Genomic DNA, 25,890 nt, shown 5'->3' with positions numbered 1-25,890 from the left:
GCGGCTGAAATAGCCGTACATCGGGGTTTCGTGAGATGCGTCCGATGGAGTGTAGCGGCTGCGGGTTCGATATTCAGAGCGGTTTTGCTTTCTGTCCGCGATGCGGCGCAAGGCAGCCTGTCACCTGCGCCGCCTGCGGCTATGCTTGTCAGCCCGATTTTGCCTTTTGCCCCGGATGTGGCGCGCCGATATCAGGCAAAGTCCAACCAGCATCGAAGCCCAAGATCGAGGCGGTATCAGACAGCGATGCCGACCGGCGGCCGGTGACTGTGCTCTTTGCCGATCTCTGCGGCTTCACGACGCTGAGCGAGCAGATCGACCCTGAAGTCATGCGGGTGCTGCAGAACGAATTGTTTGAAGAGATGACCCAGGCGGTCGAAGCCTATGGCGGCTTCGTCGACAAGTTCGTCGGAGATGCACTGCTGGCGCTGTTCGGCGCGCCGGTCGCTCATGAGGACGATCCGGTCCGGGCGCTTGGTGCTGCACTCGATATGATCGGTCGGGCCACTCAGGTCGGCGAGCGCTGGCACGCCCGCGCTGGCGTGCCGCTGCGTCTGCATATCGGTATCAATAGCGGCCCTGTCGTCACCGGCGGCTTCGGCGCGGTCAGTACAAAATCCTATTCGGTGACCGGCGATACGGTGAACACCGCCCAACGTCTGCAATCCATGGCCGGCGAAAACGATATCCTTGTCGGGCCGCTGACCTATCGCCTCACCCGCCATGCCTTTGCCTTCGACAATCTCGGCGCGCAGACGTTGCGCGGCAAAAGCGGAAACGTCCTTGTCCACCGGCTGACAGGGGTGTCGGAAGCGCCGCATACGGCGCGCGGGCTCGAAAGTCTCGGCCTTCAGGCGCCGATGATCGGACGGGATACGGAAATGTCGCGGTTGCTGACATGCCTCGACCTTGCCTGCGGCGGTGCGGCGCAGCTTGTCCGACTGATCGGCGAAGCGGGCATCGGCAAGTCGCGGCTGGTCAACGAATTCGTTGCAATTGCCGGCAGTGCTGCCCGTTTCCAGGGCCTCGCCATCCGCAAAGCGACCTGCTCTCCGCTCGGCGAACAATCCTATGGCACGCTCGGCGCGGTCGTGCGCAGCGCCTACGGCATCGGTGAGCGGGATGATCTCGAGAGGGCGCGGCAATTGCTGGCAACGGGGTTCCGCGCGCTCGATCTGACGCAGGATGAGATCGAGGGGCTTCTGCCGCTGTTTCTGCATGTCCTGGGCCTCGGCGATCCCGATGGCGCGTTGCGGTACATCGAGCCGGAGCAGTTGCGGCGGCAGCTCTTCTATGCCGTCCGCACCGTCTTCGAGCGGCGGCTGGCGCAAGGTCCCCTGCTGCTTGTGATCGAGGATCTGCATTGGGCGGACGCCGCCTCGCTGGAAGTGCTTCGCTTCATGATGGATCGGCTGGAGCGCAGCCGGTTGATGCTGCTGGCGATCTACCGGCCGACCTCGAAGACCGACCCGCTGGACTCCAATCGTGTCAGCGTCACCGTACAACGTCTTGGCCCACTCTTTGCCGCCGACGGGCAGAAGCTGCTTGCTGCCTTTTTTGGCGAGGGTCATGGCAAATTGCCGATGACGATGCGCAAGCGCATCCTCGACCGCGCCGGCGGCAATCCGCTTTTCATCGAAGAAATCCTTCGGGCGCTGATCGACATGGGCACGTTGCACAATGACGGCCAGCGCTGGCATGTCGCAGCGGAAGACACGGATGTCGATATCCCGGTGAACCTGCAAGCTCTGTTGCTTGCCCGTGTCGATCGTCTGCCGCCGGAGATCAGACGGTTGGCGCAGGAGGCGGCGGTGGTCGGCCCAAAGTTCGATACCACCCTGCTCCGCACCATCGCCACCGACCCGGCCGCCATCGATGCTGCATTGGATCATCTCTGCGATGCCAATATCATCGAGGAATTGCGCGGGCCGGATGCTGGCGGGTCGCCTGGCTATCGCTTCAGCCAGACGCTGATGCATGACGTCATCTATCACAATCTCCTGCTGCAACGGCGCATGGAGCTTCATCAACGGATCGGCCGGGTTCTGGAACGTCAATATGGCGTAGCGCCCGACCGGCCCGAGCATCTGGCGCAGCTCGGCCATCACTTCAGCCTGACCAACGAAAAGGCCAAGGGGGCCAGCTATCTGATGGCGGCGGGCGATCTGGCGCGCAAAACCTACGCCAATGACGATGCAATGCGCCTCTACCGGCAGGCCCTCGCGGCGTTCGCAAACGAGGCGGAGGCGACGCCGGAGCAACTGGCGCTGCTGGAGCGTCTTGCCGATCTCTGCGGCCCTGCCGGCCACCGCGACGCCGCCCTGACCCATTATCAGCGAGCGCTGGCGATCCACCGTGTCGAAGACAACCCGATCGCCGCAGCGCGGATACTGCGCAAGATCGGCCGTTTGCATCTCGATGCAGGACGCCGCGATCAAGCGGAGACACATTTGGCCGAAGCCGAAGCGATAATCGCAACAATCGATGCGCCGGTCGAACGTGCACACGTCCTGCAGGAGCGCGGCCATCTGGCCTTCCGCATGGGGGATCAGGCGGCTGCCGCCGAGTGGGCGACGCAGGCATTGCAATGCCTGCAAACGCTGCCCATCGACGGGACGACCGAGACCGGACGGGAGACAGCGCGAGCGATGGCGGAGGCGCTGAACACCAAGGGGGCGGCCTTTGCGCGGCTCGGGCGTCGCCGCGAGGCCGTGCAGGAAGTGGAGCGCAGCCTCTCGGTCGCCGAAAGGGCCGATCTGCAAAGTGCTGCCTGTCGCGCCTATTCCAATCTCGGCGTTCTCTACACGATTGTCGACCCGGCCAACGCCATCAAGATCTGCCGGCGCGGGCTGGAGCTTGCGACCCGTATCGGCGATCTCGGCTTCCAGGCGCGACTTCTCGCCAACCTCGCCGTTGCCTGCTGCACCTTCACCGATCGCTGCGCCGCCGAGGGTGTACCGGCCGCGGAGAAAGCCGTCGAAATCGACCGGGCGCTCGATCAGCGCGACCATCTCTCCGTGCCGCTGATCGTGCTGGGCCAAATTCATCAATGCCACGGGCAGCCGAAGCTAGCCCGTAAGTATTACGAGGAAGCCCTTGAGGTTGCGAAGGAAATTGACGAGCCGCAATTGCTGTTTCCGTGCTATGATGGCTTGGCGACACTCAGCCTTGAGCATGACGACATGGACGAGGCCGAACGCTATTTCACGCTGGCACAGGATGTGTGCATCCGCCACAACCTGGATCCAGGCACGCTCGTCGTCTTGCCGTTTCTCGACTGATCTTGTCCTCGTTGCAGTGATCGCCGGAGATCGATTTGGCAAATCGATTCAAAAACATAAAGGGAGGAACGAAACATGCAGGAGAACCACGCAGCAAGACCATTGCAGCCGGGAGATCGCGCACCAAACGTGGTGCTGGATGCGATCACCCGCCAGGGTAAGGTCGCCATAGACGACTTTCGCGGCCAGAAGCCGGTGTTCGTCGGGTTGTTCCGCGGATTACATTGCCCCTTCTGTCGCCGGCAGATTGCCGCCATGGCCGAACTCACCGATGCCTTGCAAGAGAAAGGCATCGACAGCCTGACCGTCGTCAATACGCCGATCGACCGCGCCCGCCTCTATTTCCGCTACCATCCGCTTCCCAATCTGCTGGCGGCCTCTGACCCGGAACGGGTATCGCACAAGGCCTTCGGCCTGCCGAACCTTCAGTTCACCGAAGCCGAGAACGACTGGCCGCGCAAAGTCAGCATGAACACGGTGATGTCGATGCGCATCGACATGCCGGGCGAGCTTCCGGAGCCCATGGACCCGATGGCGGCGGCCGAATTCCTCGACAAGGCGGACGGCTATGAAATCACCGAGGATGACACGCGGATGATCGCCGCCGGCCACGGCCAACTCGTTGGCGAATTCCTGCTCGATCGGGATGGCGTCGTGCGCTGGTGTTTCACCGAAGTCGAGGATGGTGGTCGCCATATGTTCGGCGGTCCGGCCCCTCGGGAAGTGATGTCGGCAGCGTCGAACATGGCTGTTTGAAGCAAATGATCTTTAAAACGCGTCGCATCGAATTGGATTCATGCGACGCGCTTTCCATGAGACGAACTACCCGTTCGGCGTCCGCCGAGTCCTCTTGCCTCAAGGAACAAATCTCGCATGGCGATGTTGTCATTAGGATAAGCATAGGACCATGGGAGGAACTCATGCGCAAATCTCTTCAGTTCGTACTGGTCGGCTTGGCTGCGATAAGCGGGTTGACGATCTCTCCGACAATTGCGGCCGCGCAAGACTTGGAGTTGCGGGTCGGCCCCGGTGGCGTCGGCGTTTACGACCGTAATCGTGATCGTGATCGATATGACGGATATGATCGGCGCGGACCGCGAGGATGCGACCCGGATGATGCTCTCGACATCGCACGCAGCGAAGGACTTCGCAGGGCGCAAATCGTCCGCATGTCTCCTCGCAGTATCGTTGTGCAAGGGATGACGCGCCGTGGACCGGAACGAATGACCTTCGCAAACCGGCGAGGCTGCCCGGAAATCTGACCGGCGTGAGCAACTGAGGTGGACGGCCGAGCCTTCGAGATCTTCGAAGGAATGCGGTTGCGCGGCCTTGTTTTCAAACCGGCGGAACCTTTGGCCACCCTGGACATTGCTGCCCATGCAGCGCTCTGCTTTGGGTCGCGTGCACCTTTGAGCACCATAGGAGGATTCATCATGATGAGCGGTCAATTGAAGGCGCTTCTCGCCGTCCTTGCCGTTGCCGGCTACCAGAACAGAGATAAGATCGGGGAGCTCCTACGGGGCATTCAGAACCCTCAACAGGGTGGCGCGGGAAGCCAGCAGCCCGGCGGGCTTGGCGGCCTTCTTGGCGGACTGACAGGCTCGGGTGGTCTCGGCGGCCTTCTCGGCGGGCTGACGTCCGGCAGCGTCGTCAGCGGCGGTTTGGGCGACCTGCTGAAGACGTTTCAGCAGAATGGTCACGGTGACAAGGCGGAGTCTTGGGTAAAGCCCGGACCGAATGCGGACATCAATGACGGCCAGCTCGCGGAAGCACTGGGACCGGACGTTCTCAACGAGATCGCTGCCAGTACCGGCCTTTCGCATGAAGAGATTCTGGGGCGGCTGAAGCGCGATCTTCCCAAAGCGGTCGACGACCTGACACCAGAGGGAAAACTGCCCTCCGCCGAAGAGGATTTTTTGTCTTCCGCGAGCCAATCAACAACCTCCGCGCGGCCCGGCACCATCTAACCTCCGGCCGTCTATGAGGCGGTGCACCGGGCTTACTCCGGACGTCCCGCCTTGCGCGGAGTGGTTCGGTCGTTGCCCAGTGACAGGTTGAAAAGTGCGAGTTGGCAACGAAGAGGCGATGAGGAACAGTTCGACCCGGCGGGCTGGCCGAGTGAACATTCATGCCGTGTCATTTCACGCCAAGCTCGACGCCCTTGGTTGCCTTCGGACGCCCTAACGTATCCTTGAGCCAGCATTCGGACTTCTTCGGCACGTACGAGAAGGCTTTGCATGAATTGTCGCCAATGCAGGCCGTAAAGCATTGGAGATAGTTGCTTTCGCGGAGCCGCTTGTAGTCGCCACCCGGCAGATCCATGCCGCTGTAGCTTGTGAAGTCAGACATAATAACGTCGGCTGCCTTCGCCGACGAATACGCTGCCACCGCGTCGCCGTTTCGGATAAGCGCCACGACGTTGTCCTTAAGGAAGCAAGCGCGGTACTTCGTATTGTACGTGATCGCTTTGCATTGGCTGTCGCCCTCGCAGATTTCATGGCAGCTGGCGAAAGTAACGTCCTTGATGGTCCGATAGTCGAACCCGATTGCGTCATAACCGCGGGCGTCGATGAGAGCCGACGCCGACGGCGTGGGTAGGCTTGTCGCCGCGCCTGAAGGCGTGATCGACGCCTGCTCCTCGGGCTTCCCGTAGCAAAGGATCTGGAATACAGAAGGCGTCACCTTGTCCGAAAGGTCGGCTGTAGACATTGGTTGCCGATCGGCGGCTCGACCACCGGACTGACCGACTATGCTCTGCGACTGCATGAATAAATCAGCAACCGATGCGCGGATGGCAAAGTTGATGTTTTGCGCCGTAATGCCAATTTCGTCAGCAGCCTGCTTCGAGAATGTAGCGCTTGTGATCCCGAGCAAGAATCCGTCGCGGTCGACAACCGGGCCTCCCGAATTGCCCGGCTGTATCGGCGTCGAAATCTGTATGTAGCGTGTGTCGTTTCGAAGCCCGGCGAGCGCATTGACGTTCCCGGTCGTGACCTTGACGGAATCCGCGAGCAAGCTCGCCAACGGATAACCGACGGCAACGATATCTTCTCCCAGACGAGTCGGCGCTTGACGGAAGACTACCGGTTTGAGGGGGACGGTTGATTGAACCTTTACGAGGGCAAGGTCATTTGTCGCGTCGATGCGAGGATCGGACGCATCGCCCTTCCCCTTCACTTCGATCCGCTCACAGCCTTGGACGACGTGAGCGTTTGTCATGAGCCAGCCGTCACCGGTCACAGTGAAGCCGGTTCCCGAAGAAGTTGGGCTCTCGGCAAAGCAATTGGAAGCAAGTGTCACAGACAGAGCGCCTGCTATAAGTACGCGAGACAAAGCTGACATTTGAAGTTTCCCCAGGCGCCTGCAGACTAGAACTTCAGCTCGAGCCTTTGCAACTGGGTCTTGTTCTCAAGCTTAATTTTGAGTCGCGCCCGACCGCTGCCGTTCGAACCTTTCGCCTATCAGGTCGACGAGCATCTTGGTCTTCGTTCGAATATGGCTCTTATTTGGCAAGACACGACACTCTCCGACCCGTCCCGGTGCGGGAACCTCACTCCGAGAGCAAATGCTCGAAGGCTCGCCGACGCCCATCCGTAATGATGGTGACAGCTCCCTTCTACATGTTCCTCAAAGGTGATCGACGGCCGGATGGCAATGGTTTTTTTGCGGCGCGTCACTCCGGAAGTCCCGCCTTGCGGTAGCCGTCAACGAAATGCTCAAGCGTCCGAGCGTCGCGGAATGGCTCGGTCGCCGCCCAGTGGCGGGTTGAAAAATGCGGGTTGGCGACGAGAAACAGTTCGGCCTCGGCGCGTGCCTCGTCGAGCCGGCCGAGTTGGGCAAGACTTGCCGCCAGGAAACGGCGTGAGCTCGTGCGATAGGTCTCGTCGTTGCGCAGCGTCTCGACAGCGGTTGCGTATTGGCCGGCAGCATATTGCGCCTGGCCGAGCGCCAGATAGTACCAGCTTGCCGGAAACGGGTTCAATCGGAAGGCCTTGGCGATATGCTCTAGGCCCTCCCCGACCCGCCCGGCCAGGACCGCGATGTCGGATAGCGCCGCGAAGGTGTCGGCCTCGTTCGGGTCGAGTTCGATCGCCTTGGCAAATTCCGCCTCCGCCTCGTCGAAGCTGCGCTCATAGGCAAGCAGGTAAGCCAGGATCCAGCGGCAGCCGGCATCGTTGGGATCGATCCCGACGGCTTTGCGCGCCAGCCCCAAGGCAAGGTCACGGGTGGGTTGCGTTGGTCCGCCGGAATGCACCTCTCCCATCCAGTGGTTCATGGCAAGCCAGCGATAGGCCTCGGCATAATCAGGATCGAGCGAAATCGCGCGCGCCAGCATCAGATGCGCTTCCCGCGCCGCCTGCGGCGTGTCGTCCATCAGCCTGCGCGCCTGCACGCAGAGATCGTAAGCCTCGATATTTTTGGGCCGGTTGCGCGGCGGCGGTGCGCGCAGCCGGCCGAGCAGCGCCTCGACGATCTTACCAGTCACCTCGTCCTGAACGGCAAAAATATCCTCCAGGCTGCGATCGAAGCGTTCCGCCCATAGATGATCGCCACCCACCGCGTCGACCAGCTGGGCGTTTATGCGCACGCGCGCCTCGACGCGTCTCGCGCTGCCCTGCAGCAGGTAGCGCACGCCGAGTTCCTCGGCGATCTCCCGCACATCCATAGCCTTGCCCTTGTAGGCGAAGGCCGAGTTGCGGGCGATGACGAACAGACCCGGCATCCTGGAGAGGTCGGTGATGAGGTCCTCGGTCAGCCCGTCCGCGAAGGATTCCTGCTCGGGATCGTTGCTAATATTCACGAAGGGCAGCACTGATATCGATGGTTTGTCGGGCAGCGGCAAAGGTTTTCGCTTCACGCCGCCCAACTGGTTGACGGCGCCTATGAAGCGGTAGCCGATGCGCGGAACCGTGGAGATCCATTCACCGCCGTCGGCGGCCGGACCAAGCAGCTTGCGCAGCTGTGCGATCTGGACGGTGAGATTGCCCTCCTCGACGGCCCTGCCCGGCCAAGCCGCGTCCATCAACTCGGCCTTGCCGAGGATTTCGCCGGATCGTTCGACGAGTGCGGCAAGCAGCTTCAGCCCGCGATGGCCGACCGCGACGGGATCATCGCTCCGAAGGAGCGTTCCCGCCACCGGATCAAGCACGAACGGACCAAAGGCAAAGCGTGATCCCTGCATGGGGCGCATCCTAGAGTCTTTAAAGCTTGAGTGGAACTGTTCGTCGCTTAGGCCGCGTGGCATTGAGGACGCGGGCAGTGTAAATCGTGTTCTAGTGGCTGATGGCGGTGACAACCAAATGATGACTGCCTGAAAATAGAGCGTCGAGGTGACTCCCATGATTTTCTGGACAGCGGGTGCGGTTGGATTGGCGATCGCTTATCTCTTCGGTTCCACACCGACGGGCTATCTGGCGGGCAAACTGCTCAAGGGCATCGATATCCGGGAGCACGGCTCAAAATCCACCGGAGCAACGAACGTATTGCGAACGCTGGGCAAATGGCCTGCATTGGTGGTTCTGCTGATCGATGTGCTGAAAGGTGTAGGAGCAGTCATCTTTGCCCGGTGGTTTTATCCCTGGTTCTTGACAGTCTCATCAGCCACGCCACCGACGGCGCTCTATCTGCAAAGCTCGGCGCCTTGGGCTGTTTGCCTGGCGGGACTTGCCGTGTTGTTAGGCCATGGCCGTTCGGTCTGGCTCAACTTTACGGGAGGCAAGTCGGTTGCCACGGGGCTCGGCGTGTTGCTGGCGATGTCATGGCCCGTAGGTTTGGGCGCTGTGGCGGTTTTTGGCGTTGCCCTGGCGGCCTTCCGGATTGTTTCCCTGAGCTCCATGCTGGCGGCGTTGACGGCCATCGCTCTCGTCTGCGGTTTGGAACAACCGCTGCCCTATCGGCTGCTGGTGATCGCAGGCGGCATTTACGTGATTGCCCGCCATCGCACCAACATTCGGCGGCTACTGACCGGGACGGAACCGCGTCTGGGCAAGGTCGCCTAGAAGCGAAAACGCGCCGCACCATGCTCTGCTTGCTGCCAGAGCGAGCAGAGTTTCAATCTTGCCGGACGATGGCGCCGATTAAATTGACGAGAAGGCGCGCGGCGGTCAGGGCCGACAGGCCATCAATATCGGCGGGAGGATAGAGCTCGACAAGGTCGAATCCTGCAATCCTGGCCCGCCTGCCGAGGCCCGCGATCAGGTCAATCACCTCAGTGTAGGTGAGGCCGCCGGGCGTACGCGCCGCAACGCCCGGCATAATGCTGGGATCGAGACTGTCGCAGTCGAGGGTGACAACGACCCGCGCTCCCTCGGAATATGCCGGAGAGCGGCTTTGACGCCCTCGGCGTGAACCTCGCGGGCGGTCACGAAGTGGCTGCCGTAGGCCCGCGCCGCTTCGATGTCGGCGAGGCCTGCGCTGCCGACGCTGCGGAGGCCGACCTGGACCATGCCGGCGACATGCGGCATCTCGCTCGCCCGACGCATCGGGCTTGAATAGCCGTAGCGTTCGCCATGCACCTCGTCGCGCCAGTCGATATGGGCATCGATCTGCAGGACCCAGACCGGCCCGTGATCCGCAAAGCCGGTGAGGAAGGGAATGGTCACGGAACAGTCGCCGCCGAGCAGGATCGGTATGGCCGGCAATGCCAGGACCTCGCGCGTCTTCGCCTCGATCCGGGCCCGGTTGCCGGCATTGTCATGCAGGGTGGTCTGGATGTCTCCAACGTCGATGCATAAGACCGGCCTGCCGTCGAACAGCAGCCCACCGAGATCGAAATCCCAGTGCTCGACGAGTGGGGCATCCTCCTCACTCGCAGCGCGGATGGCGTCAGCGGCCAAAGCGTAGCCGCTGCTGTCCTTGCCGGGATAGGTGCTGCCGTGAGCGACTTCGAAGATCACCGCACGGGGCAAGCGCCCATCGGCGAGGTGATCGGGAAGGTCGAGAAAGGAAAGTGAGGCACTCATTTCCTGATGGTCCTGATGATGTCCGGCTGAATTGCGGTGGTGACCTGTTTAGTCCCTTTGGACGTTTTTGAGAACTTTTTGGAAGAGCTTAAGTACGACGCTCCCAGCCTCGTGCAGAATTCATCCTCTTTGACGCCCCGGCCCGTCAAACCATACGGTCTGATGAGGACATCTGCATGACTGCCGAAAGCATCAAATTAGCGCGAGAGGACCGGATCCCTTGGGCCGCGATGGCGGGTATCATCGCGACCGTGACGGTGTTCGCCGTGGCGCAGGGGCTGACCTATCCGCTGCTCAGCTTCATTCTGGAGCGGCAGGGAACGACATCGGGCCTGATCGGCCTGTCGGCGGCGATGACGCCGCTGGGTTTCATCCTATCGGCGCCCGTCATTCCGGCGCTTTCGCGGCGCGTGGGTGGGGCGCGGCTGGCGATCCTGTGTTCGATCCTGGCCGCCCTCACCCTGATTGCGATCGCCTGGGCTGAGGACGTGTGGGCCTGGATGCCATTGCGCTTCCTGCTCGGCGTCTTCGCCAATCCGCTTTACGTGATCAGCGAGACCTGGCTGATCACGATCACGCCGGCGCCGCGGCGGGGCCGGATCATGGGACTCTATTCGTCGGTCGTTTCGGGCGGCTTCGCCGTCGGCCCGCTGTCGCTCTGGCTCACCGGCACTGAGGGTTGGCCACCCTTCGTGATCGGTATTGCGGCCCTCCTCCTCTGCGGCCTGATCGTGCTTGCGGTCGTCCCACACCTGCCTGAGATGCCTGACGAAGGCGAGGCAACATCGGTCGGCCGCTTCTTCGCACTGGCGCCGCTGCTGTTGTTTGCGGTTTTCACCGCTGCCGCCTTCGAGCAGATCCTGCTTTCCCTGTTCGCGGTCTATGGCGCAGCACTCGGCAGTGCCGAGGAGCGTATCGCTTCGCTCATCACCTGTTTCATCGCCGGCAATGCCGTGCTGCAGATTTTACTTGGGCGCTTGGCCGAACGGTTCGGCTCGACGCGGATCATGCTCTTCTGCGTCCTGGCTTGCCTCGCCGGCTGCCTGCTGCTGCCGTCGGCCTTCAATTCGTGGTTTATCTGGCCGCTCGTTTTCCTCTGGGGCGGGGTCTCATTCGGGATCTACACCCTGTCGCTGATTCAACTCGGCGAGCGGTTCACCGGCCAGGCTCTGATCGCCGGCAACGCGGCCTTCGCCTTGGTATGGGGCATCGGCGGCATCGTCGGCTCGCCCGCGACAGGACTGGCGATGCAACTGATCGGACATCAGGGTCTGCCACTGTCCCTTGGCCTCCTCAGCTGCGTGCTGGCGGTGTTTCTGATGGCCAGGAAATGGCGGGGCTGATCGAGACATTTGCATGTGCCGCCCTTCCCCTGGCCTCATCTGCCGACCACCCTCGCAGACGAATTGCCATTTAATCCATAACACGTTATATAACACCCAATACAAATGGAGATCGGCATGGTCGAGGATGTGGTCAGAACACTCGGGTTTCTATGCATGGGCAGCCGGCTGCGGCGCATCGGAGAAAGGCTGCAGGCCGATACGCAGCAGATCATCGATGAGGCGGGCCTTGGCATCCAGGCAGGCCAATATCCATTCCTTGCAGCGATCGACCGGGCCGGGCCACTGACGATCGGCGAGCTTGCGCAGGCGGTGGGTATCACTCAGCCCGGCGCAACGCGCACCATCGGCCAGCTTCTCGAACTCGGTTACGTCGACATGCAGCCGGCCCCGGATGATCAGCGTCGCAGACTGGTCTCGCTGACCGACAAGGGACAGGACCTCGTCGACCATTCGAAAAAGGTGATCTGGCCGCGCATCGCCGCCGCCGTTGCCGATCTCTGCGGCGATCTCGACGGGCCGATCCTCGAACAGCTCGCGGCCATCGAGGACGGGCTTGCGGCGGTGCCGCTTGCGCGCCGCAACGCCGCCAAGGAGGAAACACAGTGAAACATATTCTCGACCGACCGATCTGGAGCGCACTCGAGACCGCGCATGCCGATCTTGCCGAAGGTGGCAAGTCCGCGCGGCGATACCCACCCTCCATCGTTCCTTTCGCAGCGTCAGCCGACGATACGCCGGAGAGCCTCGATGCCCTGGAGAACCTGCCTTCGCCGGAGGAGAGCATGATTCTCGTCGAATCCCGGCCGATCGCCATCCCATCGGGTCTTGCCGTCGTCGCGGAAGCATCGGTGGTCCAGATGATTGCCGAGCGGCACCATGAGAGGATTTCGGATTCTCGCATCCAGCCGCTGACGGAGGCCGATGCCGCCGACATGCTTGATTTGGCGACACTGACCAAACCTGGGCCGTTCACATTGCGAGCCCAAAGCCTCGGCAGCTTCTGGGGGATCAAGAGCGAAGGCCGCCTGGTGGCGATGGCCGGACAACGGATGCGTCAGACAGGCTTCATCGAGCTCAGCGGGCTTTGCACCCATCCCGATGTCCAGGGACGCGGCCTCGGCACCCTGCTCTTCCGCTTCGTTGCCGGCGAAATCGCATCGAGCGGCGACGCAGCCTATCTGCACGCCTATGCGGCGAACACATCGGCCATTTCGCTCTACAAGACACATGGCTTTGCGCTTCGCGCGGAGATGAACATGCGCGTGGTCAAACGCCGTTCCTGAGCCGTGCCCACGACCTATCGCACCGCCGGCGGCAGCACTTCGAATTTCCAGAATTTTTCCGGGCTGAAATAAGTCGTGGCAAACGCGCGGATATCTGCGGCGGCGACCCTGTCGTAGCCGCTGAGATTGTCGCGTATCCGGTCTAAGCCGCGCGAATCCGTCTGAGCGCCGCGCAAATATTCAATCCAATATTCGTTACCCTGCTGCTGATGCTTCAGTGTCTCGATGATGGGTTCCCGGGCGCGCGCAAGTTCGTCCGGGGAGACATCACGTGACCGCAGATCCTTGGCGATCTCGTCGACGAGTGCGTAGAAGCGCGCGACCTTTGCCGGGTCTGTCTCGGCGTAGAAATATGCGTAGCCGTAGCCAGGGACTTCACTTGACAGGTCAGCATCGCCCTCCAGCACATAGCCTGCTCCTTCTGCGATGCGAAACTGGTCGATCAACCTGTTTTGGAAAATCTGGGTGGCGAGATTGGCGGCGAAGGACCGCGGCAGGTCGGAAAGCAAATCGCCAATCGGAGCCCCTACCGCGGCGGCGGCGTTATCTGCCCTGCCGTTATGGGTCTCCACAACGGGCTTCTCGTTCGTCACCGGAAAACGCACGTCGTTGCGATCGTTGCTCGACATCGTCTCCGGCCGCGGCGGCAAGGTGCCAAAGGTTTCAGCCGTCAGCCGGATCGCATCGTCCACCGTCACGTCGCCGACGATGGTGATATCGATCGGGCCGTTGGAGATCATAGGTTGGAACAGCGCCTCGAAATCCTCTGGATGAGCGGCCGACAACTGCGCGCGATCGGGGAAGGTCCAGCGCGGGTCGCCCGAATGCACGAGACCTGGGAAATCGCGGCTGACAATGCCGCCGGGCGTCGCCTCATACTGATCGAGACCGCTCAAATAGGCTTGCTGCACGCGCTTGAACGCCTCGGGGCGATAGGCAGGATCGGAGGTGTATGCGGTCATGAGCTGCAGTTGCGTCGCAAGATCTTCAGTCCTTGTACGACCATCGAACCTGAAGGAGCTGTCGCCTACCGAGAAATCGATGCTGACGATATTAGCCGTCAGCGCTTTCTGGATATCCTGGTAATCCATGGCCTTGACGCCGGACAGCACGACGGCCGGAGATGCCCAGATCGGGGCGGAACGGTCGTGCGGCAGGTCCAGCCGACCGCCGCCGATATCTTCACGCACCAGCACTTCGTTGGCGCGCAGCTTGGTTGGCTTGACGGTAAGCCGCACGCCGTTGGAAAAGCGCACCAAGGTCAAGCCGAGATCGTCGACGGCGCGGCGTTCGACCACAGCGCCCGGCGCGCCGAAATGGGCGTAGGGCCAGGCGACGTCAGTTGCACTCGAAAGTGCCGAGACGGCAACGGCATTCGACGCATCGTAGACTTGCCGAACCGCGTCGGCTCCGCCCTCAGGTGATTGGGCCGTCTGCAGCACGACCTGTGGACCGTTGCCGGAGAAAGCACGCTGCAGCGCCTGATTGACCTCGGCCGCCGTGACGCCGTTCGTCATCGTCTCGAACAGCGAGAGTTCTTCGGTAGGCGAGGTGAAGACTTGATCGTCATCGACGCTGTTCACCAGCATGGAAGCGACGTCGGTGGTCGTGCGCGTCGCGGCTCCGGCCGCAGCAGCCTGCAGGGCCGAGCGATAGTCGAGAATTTCGCGATCGATTTCCGCCTGCGTAGCGCCGAACTTCTGGATACGACGCTGTTCCTGGTCAATGGCCGTGAGCGCCGCCGGCCATTTGTCCGGCTCGGAGTTCGCCGCGATCAGGACAACATGAGCGGAATCGACGATATCCTGAGAGCCGACGCCCGCACTGATGAATGGGGCATCCGCCTTGCCGGCGATGGTGCTCACCCGGCGATTGAGAACCATGAGACCGAGATTTTCAATAAGCTCAGCGCGGCGTTTGGCGAAGGTGTCAGGCGCGGCGTCATAGAGACGTGTCCAGGCGACCTGTACGCTCGTCATGCCACCGGGAACAACGATGAGGTCAGCGCTTTCGCCTTTCGTCACCAGCGTGCCGAGATCCGGTTTTGTCGGCGCCGGATCGACGGCCTTCCAATCGCCGAAGCGCTGCCGGATTTCCATTTCCATGGCGGCGGGGTCGATATCGCCCACCACCATCAGCGTTGCCCGATCGGGTCGGTAATTGGTCCGGTAATAATCACGGACGAGGGCCACAGGCGCATTGCTGATGATGTCGGCTTTACCGATCGGCGCCCGCATGGTCGCGCGCTTGCCGGCGAGCAGCGAATTCATAATTTCGAGAGCCGCGCGATACTGCGGCGTGTCGCGCAGCCGCTCCTCCGACAGGATGACACCGCGTTCGCGATCGAAGGCGCCGGCGTCGAGGGTCAGCTCGCTCGCCGTTTCTCGCATCAGCATCAGGCCCGTCGAAACCGTGTCTGCATCGACCTCGGGCAGATCGAGCGCATAGACAGTCTCGTCATAAGAGGTATGGGCGTTGGTGTCCGGCCCGAAGGCCAAGCCCTTACGCTGCAAGATACGGATCATCTCCCCTTCGGCGACATGTGTCGAACCCTTGAAGGCCATGTGCTCGAGAACATGCGCCAGACCCTGCTGGTTGTCGTTTTCGTCGAGCGAACCGGAGGCAATGCGAAAGCGGATCGCTGCCTGTCCGGGCGGCGTGACATTGCGCATGATCGCAAACCGCATGCCGTTGGCGAGCATGCCGAAACGCACATGGGGGTCGGCTTGGATGTCGCTTCGCATTTGTGGCCAGGGCACGGACGGGTTGTCCGCATAGGCTGGCGACGTGAAGTTTACGACGAGGAAGACCGTCGCGAGAAACCAGCGCACCGTGGAGCATTCCATTTTTTTGTGAGACATTCTTGTCCAGGTGATGAGAATGAAGGGGGTAGATGGTGTCAACCTGACTATTCCACAGGTTGCATTTCCCATCAACTTCCATGTGTGTAATGAATAAGAAGTAGATAAGTCTTCCCAAGACGGGATGATTTCGGCCCGGTCGGCCTAAAAACTGAATCCTGTTCTCAATTAAAGAGTTAGTGCATGATGTCGTCCGAAAACCGCTCACACTTTTCGGCATCATGCTCTAGGTGTCAGACCAATGTCATCAAACCCGCCTAAGGGATTGCGCCTCGATGCTGTCACCAGGAGGCGTTTTCGATGGCAACATTGGAGCAGGTCGCGTTCCGGGCAGGATGCTCGCTGGCGACCGCAAGCAGGGTTCTCAACCGCAACGGACCGGCCAGCGACCTGATGGTGCGCAAGGTGCGCCGTGCGGCCGCAGAACTCGGCTATCGCCCGGCCGGCCTGTCTGCAGGGCGGCTCGGACGCAGGCCTGTGGTCGGCGTGCTGATCCCGAGCATCACTAATCCGGTCTTTGCCTCGTCGCTGTCGAGCATCCAGAACCGCATGCTGGTGGCCGGCCACGGCGTCTTGATCGCCCAGTCGAACTACGATCCGGCGCGCGAGGCCGATGCCGTCGCCGCACTCTTGAACGACCGGCCGACCGGGCTAATCCTCACCGTCTGCGATCCATCCACCAGCGAGGCGCTGCTTGCCAAGCTCCCGCCGACCGTGCTGCTCAACAACCTGCCGACAGCGCAGTTTCCGGCGGCCGTCACTGTCGACAATCGCGGCGCAGGCCGCGAGATCACGACATTCCTGATCGGCATCGGCCATCGCCGCATTCTGTTTCTCTCCGGCAATTTCGCCGCCTCCGACCGCGCCCAGCTTCGCTACCGCGGTTATCTCGACGCCATGGCCGAGAACGGGCTGACACCGCTCGATGCAGTGCAGATCCCCTTCGTCAGCGGCTACGACCAGCTCGATCTTGGCGGCGCGATGAGCTCGCTTGCGCCGACGGCGATCATCGCCTCCAACGATCTCCTGGCGCTCGGCGTCATCGGCGCGCTGAAGCGCGAGGGGCTGTCGGTCCCTGGGGATGTTTCGGTCGCCGGCTTCGACGGCATTGCCATCGGCCGGCTGATCGATCCACCGCTGACGACCATCGAAATGCCGGATGCCAGCATGGGGGCGACGGCCGCCTCGCTGCTGCTCGACATGGCGGAGAATGCCGCGCCCGCCCGCCATCTCGACGTCGCCTATACGCTTCGCCGCGGCGGTACCGTGCGCGCCATCTGAGAAGCTTGGGAAAAGAAGAGGCCGCCACGCGCTCGGCATGGCGGCCTCTACCTTATGCCTAGTGAGGAAGGAGATCAGCTGCGCGGCAGCATGCCCTCGACATCGGCGGCTGCGTCGTCGAGCGCTTCCTTCGGTTCGGCCGACTGGTCGACGATGCGCGAGAGGTTGTCGACGATCGTCTGCGTGACCTTGACGCCGTTCGAGCCGGGGAAGGCATACCAGGGGATCATCACCGGCATCTGGCTGAGACCTGCCTGGAACAGCGGGTTCTGCTTGTAGAAATCGCCGAGATAGTCGGCCGATTTCGCGGCGAGCTCGTTGTTCGGGACATAACCGGTGCCGGGGACGACGACGGAAGCGCCATAAGGGCCGGCGGCGAATTTGGCGAATTTCCAGGCAGCATCCTGCTTGGCGGCATCATGCGTCAGGATGACGACGGCATTGCCGCCCGTCGGCAGGCGGCCGTTCACCGGATCGATCAGCGGGATCTTGGCTGTACGCAGATCGAACTTGTTGCCGACATTCTTGATCGTGTTGCGCAGCGCGCCGGTTGTCTGGAATTCGAAACCGACCTTGCCGGCTGCGAAAGCCTGTTCGCCGGCGGCCTTGGTGAACACAGGCATGCCGCCCTCGGTGACCAGACGATGCAGGACCTCGACGGCCTTCTGACCTTCCGGGCCGTTGAAGGCAACCTTGCTTTCGTCGTCGCTCAGCATCTTGCCGCCGGCGCCGAAGAGCAGTGCGGAAAACATCCAGTCGTCGCCCTGCCAGCGGAAATCGATGCCGTCGACGCCGTTGCCGAGCGCCTTGATCTTGCCGCCGAGCGCGATGACCTCATCCCAGGTCTTCGGCGGATTTTCAGGATCGCCGCCGGCCGCCTTCACGAGATCGGCGTTGTAATACATGATCGGGTTGGAAGTCGCAAAAGCCAGGCCCACCTGCTTGCCCTTGACCTGGGCGAGCTTGAGGATCGTGTCGGAGAAGCCCTGCTCGGCCATGTTGCCGTCCTTCTGGACGAGCGGGCCGAGATCGACGGCGACGTCACGTTCATCGAGCATGCGCAGGCGGTTGAGGCCGATGAAGGTGATATCGGGCATTTCGCTGGTGCCGACCTGGCGAAGGATCGTCTGGATGCCTTCTTCATAGGTCGCCGACGGGCTGGCGAACTGAATCTTGATATCTGGGTTTTCTTCCATGAACTTCTTCGAGATCGTGTCCATCACGTCCTTGAAGAAGCCCGGCATAGGGTAGTGAACCGTCAGCGTCGTCTCGGCATGCGCGGGAAGCGCGATTGCCATCGATACGGTCGCTGCGGCGAGAAGCTGGGTGATATGTTTCATCGCTCGTTCTCCTGGGTTGAAACCGGTCAGCCTTTGAGACCGGTCATGGTGATGCCCTCGACGAAGCGCTTCTGCGCAAGCAGGAAGGCGATGACGAGGGGAAGGGTAATGATGAGGGTCGCCGCCATCAGCGCGCCGTAGTCGTCGCCGGCCTCGGCGGCGCGGAAATACATCAGACCGAGCGGCGGCGTGGCGTAGTCCTGCTTGCTGATGACGATCAACGGCCAGTAGAGATCGTTCCAATGGGCGACGACTGAGAAGATGGCGAAGGCAGTGACCGCCGGCCAGGCATTTGGCACGATGACGCGGGCGACGATGCCGAGTTCCGACATGCCGTCGAGACGGGCGGCATGGATAAGATCATCCGGCATGGCGCGGAAGAACTGCAGGAACATGAAGATCGCGAAGACCGAAATGGTGAAGGGTGCGACAAGGGCGGCGTAGCTGTTGAGCAGCGCGGCGCGGTCGAAGGCGACATAGAGCGGCAGCGCGGTCGCATGGATCGGCACCAGCAGGCCGAGCATGACAAGCACCATCATGGCGCGGGCGGCGCCGAAGCGCAGCTTTGCCATGGCGTAGGCGCAAGGGATCGCCACCAGCACCTGGAAAAAGAAGATCAGCCCGCAGACGACGACACCGTTCCACAACAGCTGCGCCATCGGCACCCGGCTCAAGGCCTTGGCGAAATTCTCGACATAGGTGAAGTGCGCCGGGATCAACGACAACGACGAGGTGAAGATGTCGCTTTGGGCCTTGCCTGCCGTCGAGATCATGAAGACATAGGGCGACAGGAAGACCATCGCACCGAGCGACAGCAAGGTGAGACGGATGATCCTGCCGAGGGAAAAAGCGCTCGTCATCATGTGTAATGCACCCGGCGATCGAGAATGCGGTACTGCAGGAACATCAGCACCACCAGGATCAGCAGAAAGACCACAGTCATTGCCGAGGCATAACCGACGCGCAGATAGACGAAGCCTTCCTGGTAGATCGTAAAGAGCAGCACCTCCGACGCCTTGTTCGGGCCGCCCTCGGTCAGCGTTTTGACCGTCTCGAAGACCTTGACCGCGTTGGTGATGCTGATGGTGATGACGAAGAGCGTCGTCGGCCCGAGCATCGGCCAGGTGACGAGCAGAAAACGGTCGAGGGAGGATCTGGCGCCATCCACCTCGGCTGCCGCATAAAGCTCGCGCGGGATCGCCGTCAGCCCGGCGAGGAACAGCACCATGTTGAAGCCGGCCGATTGCCAGACGCCGATGATCGAGAGGCTGTAGAGCACCGTGCCGGAACTGCCGAGCCAGTTCGGGCCTGGAAGCCCGACGAGGGCCAGCAGCGCGTTGAGCGGGCCGATTGTGGGGTGGAACATATATTGCCAGACGGTCGCCATGGCGACGATCAGCGAAGCGACCGGCAGGAAATAGGCGGTGCGGAAGAAGCTGCGCGCCTTGGTCTCGCTCTCGATCAGCATGGCGATGCCGAGGCCGAGAAGGATCGAGACCGGTGCGACGAGCGCCGTGTACACCGTCGTATTCCACAGCGACTTGCGAAACGTCCGGTCGGTGATCAGGTGCGCGTAATTCTCGAAGCCGACGAAACGGAACTTGCCGTAGCCCAGCTCGAAATCGGTGAAGCCGAGTACGATGACTGATACAACCGGCAAAAGCACGAAGAGGAACAGCAGGATCACAGCCGGCATCACCAGCATCCAGGCGATGCGGGCTTCGCTGCGCCGATGCGCAACGGCGGCATCGTGTGACACGGCCATGGAGACGATGCTAGCCATGCGCCCTCTCCCGCTGGGCATCGCTTATTGCGAGCCCGGCATCGCTTGCAGCGAGCCTGGCGTCGCTATTGGCGAGCCCTGCATCGGCAGCGCCGAGCCCGGCGTCACCCGTTGCTACGCCGCCGGCCAGCCGGCTGCCGTCCTCGGCAAAAATCAGCGTGCGGCCGGGCGAAAGCCGCAACCCGACCGGATCGCCGGCCACCAGGCCGGAGGCTTCGGCCGGCTGAACCTTGGCAACGATAGTCTCGCCGATCGCCTCGAGCCGGCAATGGAGGATGACTTCGGAGCCCAGGAATTCGACACGTTCGATCCGGGCGGCAAGGCCGTCATGCCGGTTCTTGGACAGAAAGACGAATTCGGGGCGAATGGCGAGCGTGACCGGCATCTTCCCGTCGCGCGCATTTTCAAGCGTCAGGCGCAGGCCGCCGCAGAGAATGACGCCGCCTTCGGCAAAGGCCGGCAGCAGATTGATGCGCGGCTGGCCGATGAAGCGGGCGACCTCGATATGGGCGGGATCATCGTAGATGACCTCGGGGCTGGCGATCTGCAGCAACTTTCCGCCCATCATCACGGCGACACGGTCGGCCATGGAAAGCGCTTCCGCCTGGTCGTGGGTGACATAGAGCGTCGGCACGCCGGCGCGGCGATGCAGGTCGACGATCTCGCCGCGGGCGTGAACGCGCAGATTGGCATCGAGATTGGAGAGCGGCTCGTCCATCAGGAAGATGCTCGGCTGGCGCACCATGGCGCGGGCCAGCGCCACGCGCTGACGCTGGCCGCCCGACATCTGGCCGGGCTTGCGGTCAAGCAGATGATCGATCTTCAGCGACGTAGCCATATCCCTGACGTCACGGGCGATCGCCCTGCGGGTGGCGCGCTGGCCCGGTATCAATGACCCGATGAAGGGCAGCCGCTGCATCCTCGACAGCCGGCGCATCGCCAAGGGCACGGCGATGTTCTCAGAGGCCGTCAGATGCGGATAAAGCGCGTAGGACTGAAAGACCATGGCGATGTTGCGATCGGCGGCCGCAACGCCGGACATATCCTGCCCGCCGATCAGGATCTCGCCCTGGTCGGCATGGTCGAGGCCGGCAAGGACGCGCAACAGCGTGCTCTTGCCGCAGCCGGAAGGGCCGACCAGCGCGATGAATTCGCCGGCGGCGACATCCAGGCCGACGCCACTCAGGATCTGGTTGCCGCCGAAAGCCTTGGTGATGCCGCGAAGCGAGAGCGCGCTCATTCGACGGACTCCTGCTGCTTGACCGCCTGGGGGTAGACTTCGTGCACGACGTCATCGAGCACATAAGCGGTCATGCCGGGAACGGCGGCGATCGTGCTTTCGACTGTCGTATCGAACTCGTGGACGACGGCGCCGATCAGTCGCTCGCCCGGCATCTCGCGCTCCATCTTGTCGATGATGAAGGCGGCCGAGGGACCCCATATCAGCTGGGTGTTGTCAAAGCGCCCCTGCCAGGCCCAGTGGAGATGGCCGCTCGCAAACAGCGCCACGTCATGGGCAGCAATCAGATCATAGAGCCGCCGGCGCTGAGCCGGGCGAACGCTCCAATATCCGGTATCGCCTTCGTCGGCGGCATCGACGAAGAGCGGCTTGTGCGCGAACAACGCTACGCGCCGCCCTACCCTGCCGGACAGCGCCTGATCGAGCCATTCGAACTGCGCCTCCTCCTCGTCATCCTCATGGCCGAGAAGTAATGAGTTCAACCCGAGGAAGCGCCAGCCGGCCGAATCCTCCAGCCAGCGGTCGTCGCCGGCAAGGCTTCGCCAGCGCGCCAGACGCTCGGCATTGACGGGCTGGTCTGATCCCTTGAGGTGGCCGACATCGTGATTGCCGGGGACGATCAGCATCGGGATCGACACCTGACGCATCAGGTCCATCGAGAAGGTAATATCCGCGTCCTTGTCAGCACCATCGACGGTGAGATCGCCGGTATGGACGATCAAGTCGGCGCCGGTCTCTTCAATCCAGCTCAGAAGCGGCGCCCAGTTGCCGTTGAAATGCGGCTTGTCGGGGCTGAAATGGGTGTCAGTGATCTGAATGATTTTCATGGGGCGCGTCTCCGAGAGGTCGGCAGCGCCTCACCGGCGCTCCCTTCTCGTGCCCTCTCTAGAAGGCTCCCATGTCAATCACACAGCTGAAGTTTTCAGCTGTTTCTCAGTTTTGACATCAATCTGTCATGCAAGAAGAAGGCTGCCCGCGCGAACCGGGCAGCCTTCTTCTTGCATTTGGAATTGAAACTGCGGTGAAATCAATGCCGTGGTGCGTTGGCGGGGATGGACGAGACCGTTGCCGAGACGGGGTCGCTTGCCGGAAAGCTGTCCTCCAGGCCCTCGTTGAGTTCCTCCTCCAGCGTTTCGCTATCACCGGCCGAACGCGCACTCGGCTGACCGATCAGGCCTTTGCTGCCTTCGTCGAAATTGCCGTTGCTCAAGGCATCGTAGCGGTTGATGCTGCCGTCTGCTTCCGCCCCGGTAAAGGCGGTCAGCTGAACCATCATGACCTTGGCGCGGTCGACCGCCGTCGTCTCATCGAGTTCGCCATGGGAGTTGTCGATTTTGACGGTAATCGATTCTCCTCCCTCGCCCAGGAATTCGACGGTAAAGATGTCGCCGGCCTGTGTAACTCGCGTATCGATCAGCTGCATGGAAACCTCCTATGTTCATGCACCTCAACGGCCATCCAGGTCCGGAGTTCCACGGCAACGCCATTTCCACTGAAGGAGAAGGGGCACGGCTGATCCCGGCGACCGAGCGGATGCTGGCGTCGATTTCCTCGTCATCAATCATCCATTAAATGTCACCCTTTTGCGAGGGACCGGATCGAATGCCGCCGCGCCCCTCGCTCCCACGCTTATGGTTAATTTATTAATAATTCTGGACTTATAAAAGGAACCGGACGCCCATTTCCAATGTTGATGCTCCGCCTGGAGGAACCCCCGATGATCCTGAAAATCCTTGCCCCCAAGATCGACGCCGATTGCCATGACACCGGCACCTGGCCCGATGGAATTTTCGCCGAAAACCGGATCGATCTTTCCGCTCGCCGCGACGGCCGCCGTCGCTCGCCGCATGAGCGCGACTACGGCAATGACAGGAAAGTGGAAAATCTGCCGCTCGGCTTTGTCTGACCGTTCCGGGCGTGGCGCGTCACAGCCTACGAAAGACCAGAACGCCTGATGCCGGCAACACGGCATTCAGCACTCCCGCCGTGGCTCTGATTCTTCCGCCGCCGTTACCGACGTTCCAGCCGCCATATAGGTGAGCATCGGTATTGAAGATCTCCTCCCAGAGATCATCCCCCAGACGTTCGCTGTGCAGCCGATATCCGTGTTCGAAGGGCGCGTCGTTCAGCGACCCCACAACAAGGAAATCCTCGCCGTCATTCCATCGATGAAACGCGATCACCCGATTTTCGTCGTGAACCAGGGGAATGTCGATGTTGCGGGAGCGAATGGCATCCTGATGGACGCTGAGCGCGATCAGATCGCGATAACAGCTGAGCATCCCTGCGCCGCTGCCTTCCGCTTCGCCGAGAATATTCTCCCGGTTCTCAAGGAAATCATTGTAGCGATAGGGCTTCTGGGCGCCGATTTCCTCACCCATGAAAAACATCGGCGTGCCGGCCGATAGCAGCGTCATCGCCGCCGCAAACCGGGATCTCGCCTCAGCCCACGCCCTTGTCTCACCGACGATCGGCGCAAAATTGACGGCGATAACGGCGGTTCGCGCCGATCCTTCACGATTGCCGCAATCGTCATGCGACTGGTTATAGACCACCTTAGATCGCGCGCTCGTCTGCAATGCGCCGGCAAGAGACGACATGGTCAGCGCCCACTTGTCCCCGAAGCCGGCATTCTTCAACAGCTGCGCCTGCGCGCCCCCGTGATATTCGACGAGGTTGTGATGAAAATCGCCGTACCAGGTCGCATCGAAGCCGAGCCCGTCGCCAGTCAGGCTCGGCTCGGTCATCGCCGACCAGTCCGAATAGTCCTCGGCCGTCAGGAAAAGCTGCGGCTTGATCAGCCGCATCGTGCGGGTCCATTGCTTCAGGAATTTGGCGCCGAAGGCTGCGGCCCGATCGGCGCGCCGGCCGTCGGCATGCAGGACCGGATATTGATGGATCGAACTTGTCTGATCGAGCCGGAAACCATCGATATGGCAGACGGAGACGAGGAACGCCGCGCTGGAGATGAAAAGCTGGCGCACCGCTTCCTCATCGAAGCGAGGCGCCCATCCCGTGGAGATGTTATCGATGTAGCCGCCTGTCGGATCGCCGTAATCGCCGGGGCGTCCTTCATACCAATAATAGATATTGCGGGTGTGATCGGTGGAATCATAGGCCCATTGCGCCCGTTCGCCGTCCGGGTCGAAGTGATTGTAACAAACATCGAGGATGACGGCGATGCCGCGCTGGTGGCAGATCTTGACGAACATCTTCAGCCGGTCGGTGCCGCCAGCCCCCTGGTCGGCGGCAAAGAAATGCGACGTGCCGTAACCCCAGTTGGCCCGCGTTTCGAATTCCGCAATCGGCAGCAGTTCCACGGCGTTGACGCCGAGTGCCGAAAGATGCTCGATGAAGGCGATGGCATCATCAAGCGTGCCGGGCACGGCCTTGCCGAAACCGAGCGCGCCGACGTGCAATTCATAGATCACCAGATCCTCGAGCCGCTCCGGAAGTGTTCGACCTCCAACGAATTCGTCAGCCCAGAACGTCTCGGCGGCAACCTCCTGCCCGGATGGAAGTACGACCCGCTTCGGATCGCAGACGACCGAGCAGCTTTGCGGTCCATCCAATGCGGCCGGCGATCCGTGATAGTTCGCTCCATCCGGATCGAAGTCTCCGGCGCCGATCTGCATGAGCGACCAGATATCCGTGCGGTAGGCGAGCGATCCATCATCCCTGGTGATGCGGTACATATAGGGCGTGCCGACCATGCCGTCGAAATCGGAAAGGCCGTGGTCTTCGCCGGTTTCAACGCTCCAGAAGCCATCAACTGTCCTGCGCATCCCGATGGTTGCAACCGTTCCGGTGCCGTCGTCGGCGACGTAGCCGATGGCCGGATCGGCGAGGACGAGCAAGACATCTCGCGCATTCGGCGCCCAGACCGAAAAGCGAATGCCGTCGACACTGTTGCGCCTTTCAACCCGGTTGGCCCCCAGACGGCCGATCCATGTCAGATAATAGGTCTGCGGCGCTATCCCCTGCTGGAGATCGAAGGAGCGTTCGCGACGCGTCGAGGCCTCGTCGTCCAATTCGGCGGCGATTGCCCACAGGCTTGAAGCGCCGGGGCGATCGACTTCGATCCCCCAGCGAAAATGCGTACCGATCTCGTCATCGGGAAAAGAAACCCTGGCGACGAAGACATCATAACCATCCTCGTCGCGAGAGCGCTGCATCGGAACAGATGCCCACTCGTTCGAGGGACGGCCCTGCTCGTCCCAACAGCCGCGGAGACGGACATTGTCGAACGCCGTCGACAGCAAGCCGCTGCGAAACCGGAATTGAACATTAACGGTCATCGGATCCTCCGGGCCATGTTGGACTTCGCCAGATTCTGCCTATGCGTCTGTTTCACTGGGTCATGATCGGCCGGCTGGATGCAAAAATGCAAGCATAGGTTCGGCATTAAAACCGATCCGGCGCGGGCCACATTCAGGACAATTTATCATGGTTAACGGGCAGCACTGCACGGTCCTCCTCGTGTATTAAATCGAATTGGCATCAGAAATGTGAA

The 25,890-nt window shown here is 61.7% G+C and carries 21 protein-coding genes and 1 pseudogene; 11 read left to right on the top strand and 11 right to left on the bottom strand.

Annotation, left to right across the window (positions count from 1 at the left end):
- The first annotated feature begins 44 nt into the window (after positions 1-44).
- From G9X68_RS11525 to G9X68_RS11510, 4 genes are all read left to right on the top strand, one after another.
- The gene (locus tag G9X68_RS11525) at positions 45-3,281 is read left to right on the top strand and encodes an adenylate/guanylate cyclase domain-containing protein (RefSeq protein ID WP_171602472.1); all 3,237 of its coding nucleotides are present in this window, start codon (positions 45-47) and stop codon (positions 3,279-3,281) included.
- A gap of 75 nt (positions 3,282-3,356) precedes the next feature.
- Positions 3,357-4,037 (top strand): peroxiredoxin-like family protein, encoded by a 681-nt coding sequence (locus G9X68_RS11520; protein WP_171602471.1) that lies wholly within the window; start codon positions 3,357-3,359, stop codon positions 4,035-4,037.
- A gap of 164 nt (positions 4,038-4,201) precedes the next feature.
- Positions 4,202-4,543 carry a hypothetical protein gene (locus G9X68_RS11515; RefSeq protein ID WP_129420969.1) on the top strand — a complete coding sequence of 114 codons (342 nt, stop codon included), beginning with the start codon at positions 4,202-4,204 and terminating at the stop codon, positions 4,541-4,543.
- 171 nt (positions 4,544-4,714) lie between these two features.
- Entirely contained in the window at positions 4,715-5,248 is a 534-nt protein-coding gene (locus G9X68_RS11510; RefSeq protein WP_171603055.1) for a YidB family protein, read from the top strand.
- Between the two features lie 169 nt (positions 5,249-5,417).
- Here G9X68_RS11510 and G9X68_RS11505 read toward each other — a convergent pair whose 3' ends face one another.
- Positions 5,418-6,623, bottom strand: coding sequence for a trypsin-like peptidase domain-containing protein (locus G9X68_RS11505; RefSeq protein WP_171602470.1), 1,206 nt, complete (start codon positions 6,621-6,623; stop codon positions 5,418-5,420).
- A gap of 331 nt (positions 6,624-6,954) precedes the next feature.
- Entirely contained in the window at positions 6,955-8,463 is a 1,509-nt protein-coding gene (locus G9X68_RS11500) for a winged helix-turn-helix domain-containing tetratricopeptide repeat protein (protein WP_171602469.1), read from the bottom strand.
- A 157-nt stretch (positions 8,464-8,620) separates the two neighbouring features.
- On the opposite strand from G9X68_RS11500, the gene plsY reads away from it, so the two are divergent.
- Entirely contained in the window at positions 8,621-9,280 is a 660-nt protein-coding gene (gene plsY, locus G9X68_RS11495; RefSeq protein ID WP_171602468.1) for a glycerol-3-phosphate 1-O-acyltransferase PlsY, read from the top strand.
- A gap of 52 nt (positions 9,281-9,332) precedes the next feature.
- Here the strand turns inward: plsY and G9X68_RS11490 are convergent.
- A pseudogene (locus G9X68_RS11490) lies at positions 9,333-10,243 on the bottom strand (agmatinase).
- A 176-nt stretch (positions 10,244-10,419) separates the two neighbouring features.
- On the opposite strand from G9X68_RS11490, the gene G9X68_RS11485 reads away from it, so the two are divergent.
- The 3 genes from G9X68_RS11485 (at position 10,420) to G9X68_RS11475 (ending at position 12,872) form a co-directional block, all read left to right on the top strand.
- Positions 10,420-11,586 (top strand): MFS transporter, encoded by a 1,167-nt coding sequence (locus G9X68_RS11485; protein ID WP_171602467.1) that lies wholly within the window; start codon positions 10,420-10,422, stop codon positions 11,584-11,586.
- A 117-nt stretch (positions 11,587-11,703) separates the two neighbouring features.
- Positions 11,704-12,195, top strand: coding sequence for a MarR family winged helix-turn-helix transcriptional regulator (locus G9X68_RS11480; RefSeq protein WP_171602466.1), 492 nt, complete (start codon positions 11,704-11,706; stop codon positions 12,193-12,195).
- The gene (locus G9X68_RS11475; RefSeq protein WP_171602465.1) at positions 12,192-12,872 is read left to right on the top strand and encodes a GNAT family N-acetyltransferase; all 681 of its coding nucleotides are present in this window, start codon (positions 12,192-12,194) and stop codon (positions 12,870-12,872) included. The genes G9X68_RS11480 and G9X68_RS11475 overlap by 4 nt, the downstream gene beginning before the upstream one ends.
- 14 nt (positions 12,873-12,886) lie before the next feature.
- Here the strand turns inward: G9X68_RS11475 and G9X68_RS11470 are convergent, their stop codons facing one another.
- On the bottom strand, positions 12,887-15,805 hold the full coding sequence (locus tag G9X68_RS11470; protein WP_171602464.1) for a M16 family metallopeptidase: 2,919 nt from the start codon (positions 15,803-15,805) through the stop codon (positions 12,887-12,889).
- Between the two features lie 228 nt (positions 15,806-16,033).
- On the opposite strand from G9X68_RS11470, the gene G9X68_RS11465 reads away from it, so the two are divergent.
- On the top strand, positions 16,034-17,014 hold the full coding sequence (locus tag G9X68_RS11465) for a substrate-binding domain-containing protein (RefSeq protein ID WP_171602463.1): 981 nt from the start codon (positions 16,034-16,036) through the stop codon (positions 17,012-17,014).
- Positions 17,015-17,088: 74 nt separating this feature from the next.
- Here G9X68_RS11465 and G9X68_RS11460 read toward each other — a convergent pair whose 3' ends face one another.
- From G9X68_RS11460 to G9X68_RS11435, 6 genes are all read right to left on the bottom strand, one after another.
- A complete protein-coding gene (locus G9X68_RS11460) occupies positions 17,089-18,354 on the bottom strand; it encodes an ABC transporter substrate-binding protein (protein ID WP_171602462.1) in 1,266 nt (421 codons plus the stop codon).
- 26 nt (positions 18,355-18,380) lie between these two features.
- Positions 18,381-19,217, bottom strand: coding sequence for a carbohydrate ABC transporter permease (locus G9X68_RS11455; RefSeq protein WP_171602461.1), 837 nt, complete (start codon positions 19,215-19,217; stop codon positions 18,381-18,383).
- Complete coding sequence (locus tag G9X68_RS11450; protein ID WP_171602460.1) at positions 19,214-20,137, bottom strand: carbohydrate ABC transporter permease; 924 nt, start codon at positions 20,135-20,137, stop codon at positions 19,214-19,216. Before G9X68_RS11450 ends, G9X68_RS11455 begins: the two co-directional genes overlap by 4 nt.
- Entirely contained in the window at positions 20,130-21,377 is a 1,248-nt protein-coding gene (locus tag G9X68_RS11445) for an ABC transporter ATP-binding protein (RefSeq protein WP_171602459.1), read from the bottom strand. The genes G9X68_RS11450 and G9X68_RS11445 overlap by 8 nt, the downstream gene beginning before the upstream one ends.
- Positions 21,374-22,204 carry a metallophosphoesterase family protein gene (locus G9X68_RS11440; protein WP_171602458.1) on the bottom strand — a complete coding sequence of 277 codons (831 nt, stop codon included), beginning with the start codon at positions 22,202-22,204 and terminating at the stop codon, positions 21,374-21,376. Before G9X68_RS11440 ends, G9X68_RS11445 begins: the two co-directional genes overlap by 4 nt.
- 200 nt (positions 22,205-22,404) lie before the next feature.
- Positions 22,405-22,800, bottom strand: coding sequence for a hypothetical protein (locus tag G9X68_RS11435; RefSeq protein ID WP_171602457.1), 396 nt, complete (start codon positions 22,798-22,800; stop codon positions 22,405-22,407).
- A gap of 11 nt (positions 22,801-22,811) precedes the next feature.
- Here G9X68_RS11435 and G9X68_RS11430 point away from each other — a divergent pair, with 11 nt between their 5' ends.
- Positions 22,812-22,949 carry a hypothetical protein gene (locus G9X68_RS11430; protein ID WP_171602456.1) on the top strand — a complete coding sequence of 46 codons (138 nt, stop codon included), beginning with the start codon at positions 22,812-22,814 and terminating at the stop codon, positions 22,947-22,949.
- A gap of 145 nt (positions 22,950-23,094) precedes the next feature.
- On the top strand, positions 23,095-23,283 hold the full coding sequence (locus tag G9X68_RS11425; protein ID WP_029875172.1) for a hypothetical protein: 189 nt from the start codon (positions 23,095-23,097) through the stop codon (positions 23,281-23,283).
- A gap of 19 nt (positions 23,284-23,302) precedes the next feature.
- Here G9X68_RS11425 and G9X68_RS11420 read toward each other — a convergent pair whose 3' ends face one another.
- Positions 23,303-25,675 (bottom strand): alpha-amylase family glycosyl hydrolase, encoded by a 2,373-nt coding sequence (locus G9X68_RS11420; RefSeq protein ID WP_171602455.1) that lies wholly within the window; start codon positions 25,673-25,675, stop codon positions 23,303-23,305.
- Between the last annotated feature and the right edge of the window lie 215 nt (positions 25,676-25,890).

Source organism: Rhizobium changzhiense (assembly GCF_013087625.1).
In the GTDB taxonomy this organism is placed as follows: Bacteria; Pseudomonadota; Alphaproteobacteria; order Rhizobiales; family Rhizobiaceae; genus Rhizobium; species Rhizobium sophorae.
The sequence above is the reverse complement of the archived record's forward strand: the minus strand, read 5'-3'. Positions and strand labels throughout refer to the sequence as shown.

What these genes read in the sequence shown, in the direction of transcription:
- G9X68_RS11465 (WP_171602463.1), top strand. Translation starts at nt 16,034, where the DNA reads ATGGCAACATTGGAGCAGGTCGCGTTCCGGGCAGGATGCTCGCTGGCG.
- G9X68_RS11510 (WP_171603055.1), top strand. Translation starts at nt 4,715, where the DNA reads ATGATGAGCGGTCAATTGAAGGCGCTTCTCGCCGTCCTTGCCGTTGCC.
- plsY (WP_171602468.1), top strand. Translation starts at nt 8,621, where the DNA reads ATGATTTTCTGGACAGCGGGTGCGGTTGGATTGGCGATCGCTTATCTC.
- G9X68_RS11480 (WP_171602466.1), top strand. Translation starts at nt 11,704, where the DNA reads ATGGTCGAGGATGTGGTCAGAACACTCGGGTTTCTATGCATGGGCAGC.
- G9X68_RS11525 (WP_171602472.1), top strand. Translation starts at nt 45, where the DNA reads ATGGAGTGTAGCGGCTGCGGGTTCGATATTCAGAGCGGTTTTGCTTTC.
- G9X68_RS11460 (WP_171602462.1), bottom strand. Translation starts at nt 18,354, where the DNA reads ATGAAACATATCACCCAGCTTCTCGCCGCAGCGACCGTATCGATGGCA.
- G9X68_RS11435 (WP_171602457.1), bottom strand. Translation starts at nt 22,800, where the DNA reads ATGCAGCTGATCGATACGCGAGTTACACAGGCCGGCGACATCTTTACC.
- G9X68_RS11500 (WP_171602469.1), bottom strand. Translation starts at nt 8,463, where the DNA reads ATGCAGGGATCACGCTTTGCCTTTGGTCCGTTCGTGCTTGATCCGGTG.
- G9X68_RS11455 (WP_171602461.1), bottom strand. Translation starts at nt 19,217, where the DNA reads ATGATGACGAGCGCTTTTTCCCTCGGCAGGATCATCCGTCTCACCTTG.
- G9X68_RS11505 (WP_171602470.1), bottom strand. Translation starts at nt 6,623, where the DNA reads ATGTCAGCTTTGTCTCGCGTACTTATAGCAGGCGCTCTGTCTGTGACA.
- G9X68_RS11470 (WP_171602464.1), bottom strand. Translation starts at nt 15,805, where the DNA reads ATGGGAAATGCAACCTGTGGAATAGTCAGGTTGACACCATCTACCCCC.
- G9X68_RS11520 (WP_171602471.1), top strand. Translation starts at nt 3,357, where the DNA reads ATGCAGGAGAACCACGCAGCAAGACCATTGCAGCCGGGAGATCGCGCA.
- G9X68_RS11515 (WP_129420969.1), top strand. Translation starts at nt 4,202, where the DNA reads ATGCGCAAATCTCTTCAGTTCGTACTGGTCGGCTTGGCTGCGATAAGC.
- G9X68_RS11425 (WP_029875172.1), top strand. Translation starts at nt 23,095, where the DNA reads ATGATCCTGAAAATCCTTGCCCCCAAGATCGACGCCGATTGCCATGAC.
- G9X68_RS11440 (WP_171602458.1), bottom strand. Translation starts at nt 22,204, where the DNA reads ATGAAAATCATTCAGATCACTGACACCCATTTCAGCCCCGACAAGCCG.
- G9X68_RS11445 (WP_171602459.1), bottom strand. Translation starts at nt 21,377, where the DNA reads ATGAGCGCGCTCTCGCTTCGCGGCATCACCAAGGCTTTCGGCGGCAAC.
- G9X68_RS11450 (WP_171602460.1), bottom strand. Translation starts at nt 20,137, where the DNA reads ATGGCTAGCATCGTCTCCATGGCCGTGTCACACGATGCCGCCGTTGCG.
- G9X68_RS11430 (WP_171602456.1), top strand. Translation starts at nt 22,812, where the DNA reads ATGTTCATGCACCTCAACGGCCATCCAGGTCCGGAGTTCCACGGCAAC.
- G9X68_RS11485 (WP_171602467.1), top strand. Translation starts at nt 10,420, where the DNA reads ATGACTGCCGAAAGCATCAAATTAGCGCGAGAGGACCGGATCCCTTGG.
- G9X68_RS11420 (WP_171602455.1), bottom strand. Translation starts at nt 25,675, where the DNA reads ATGACCGTTAATGTTCAATTCCGGTTTCGCAGCGGCTTGCTGTCGACG.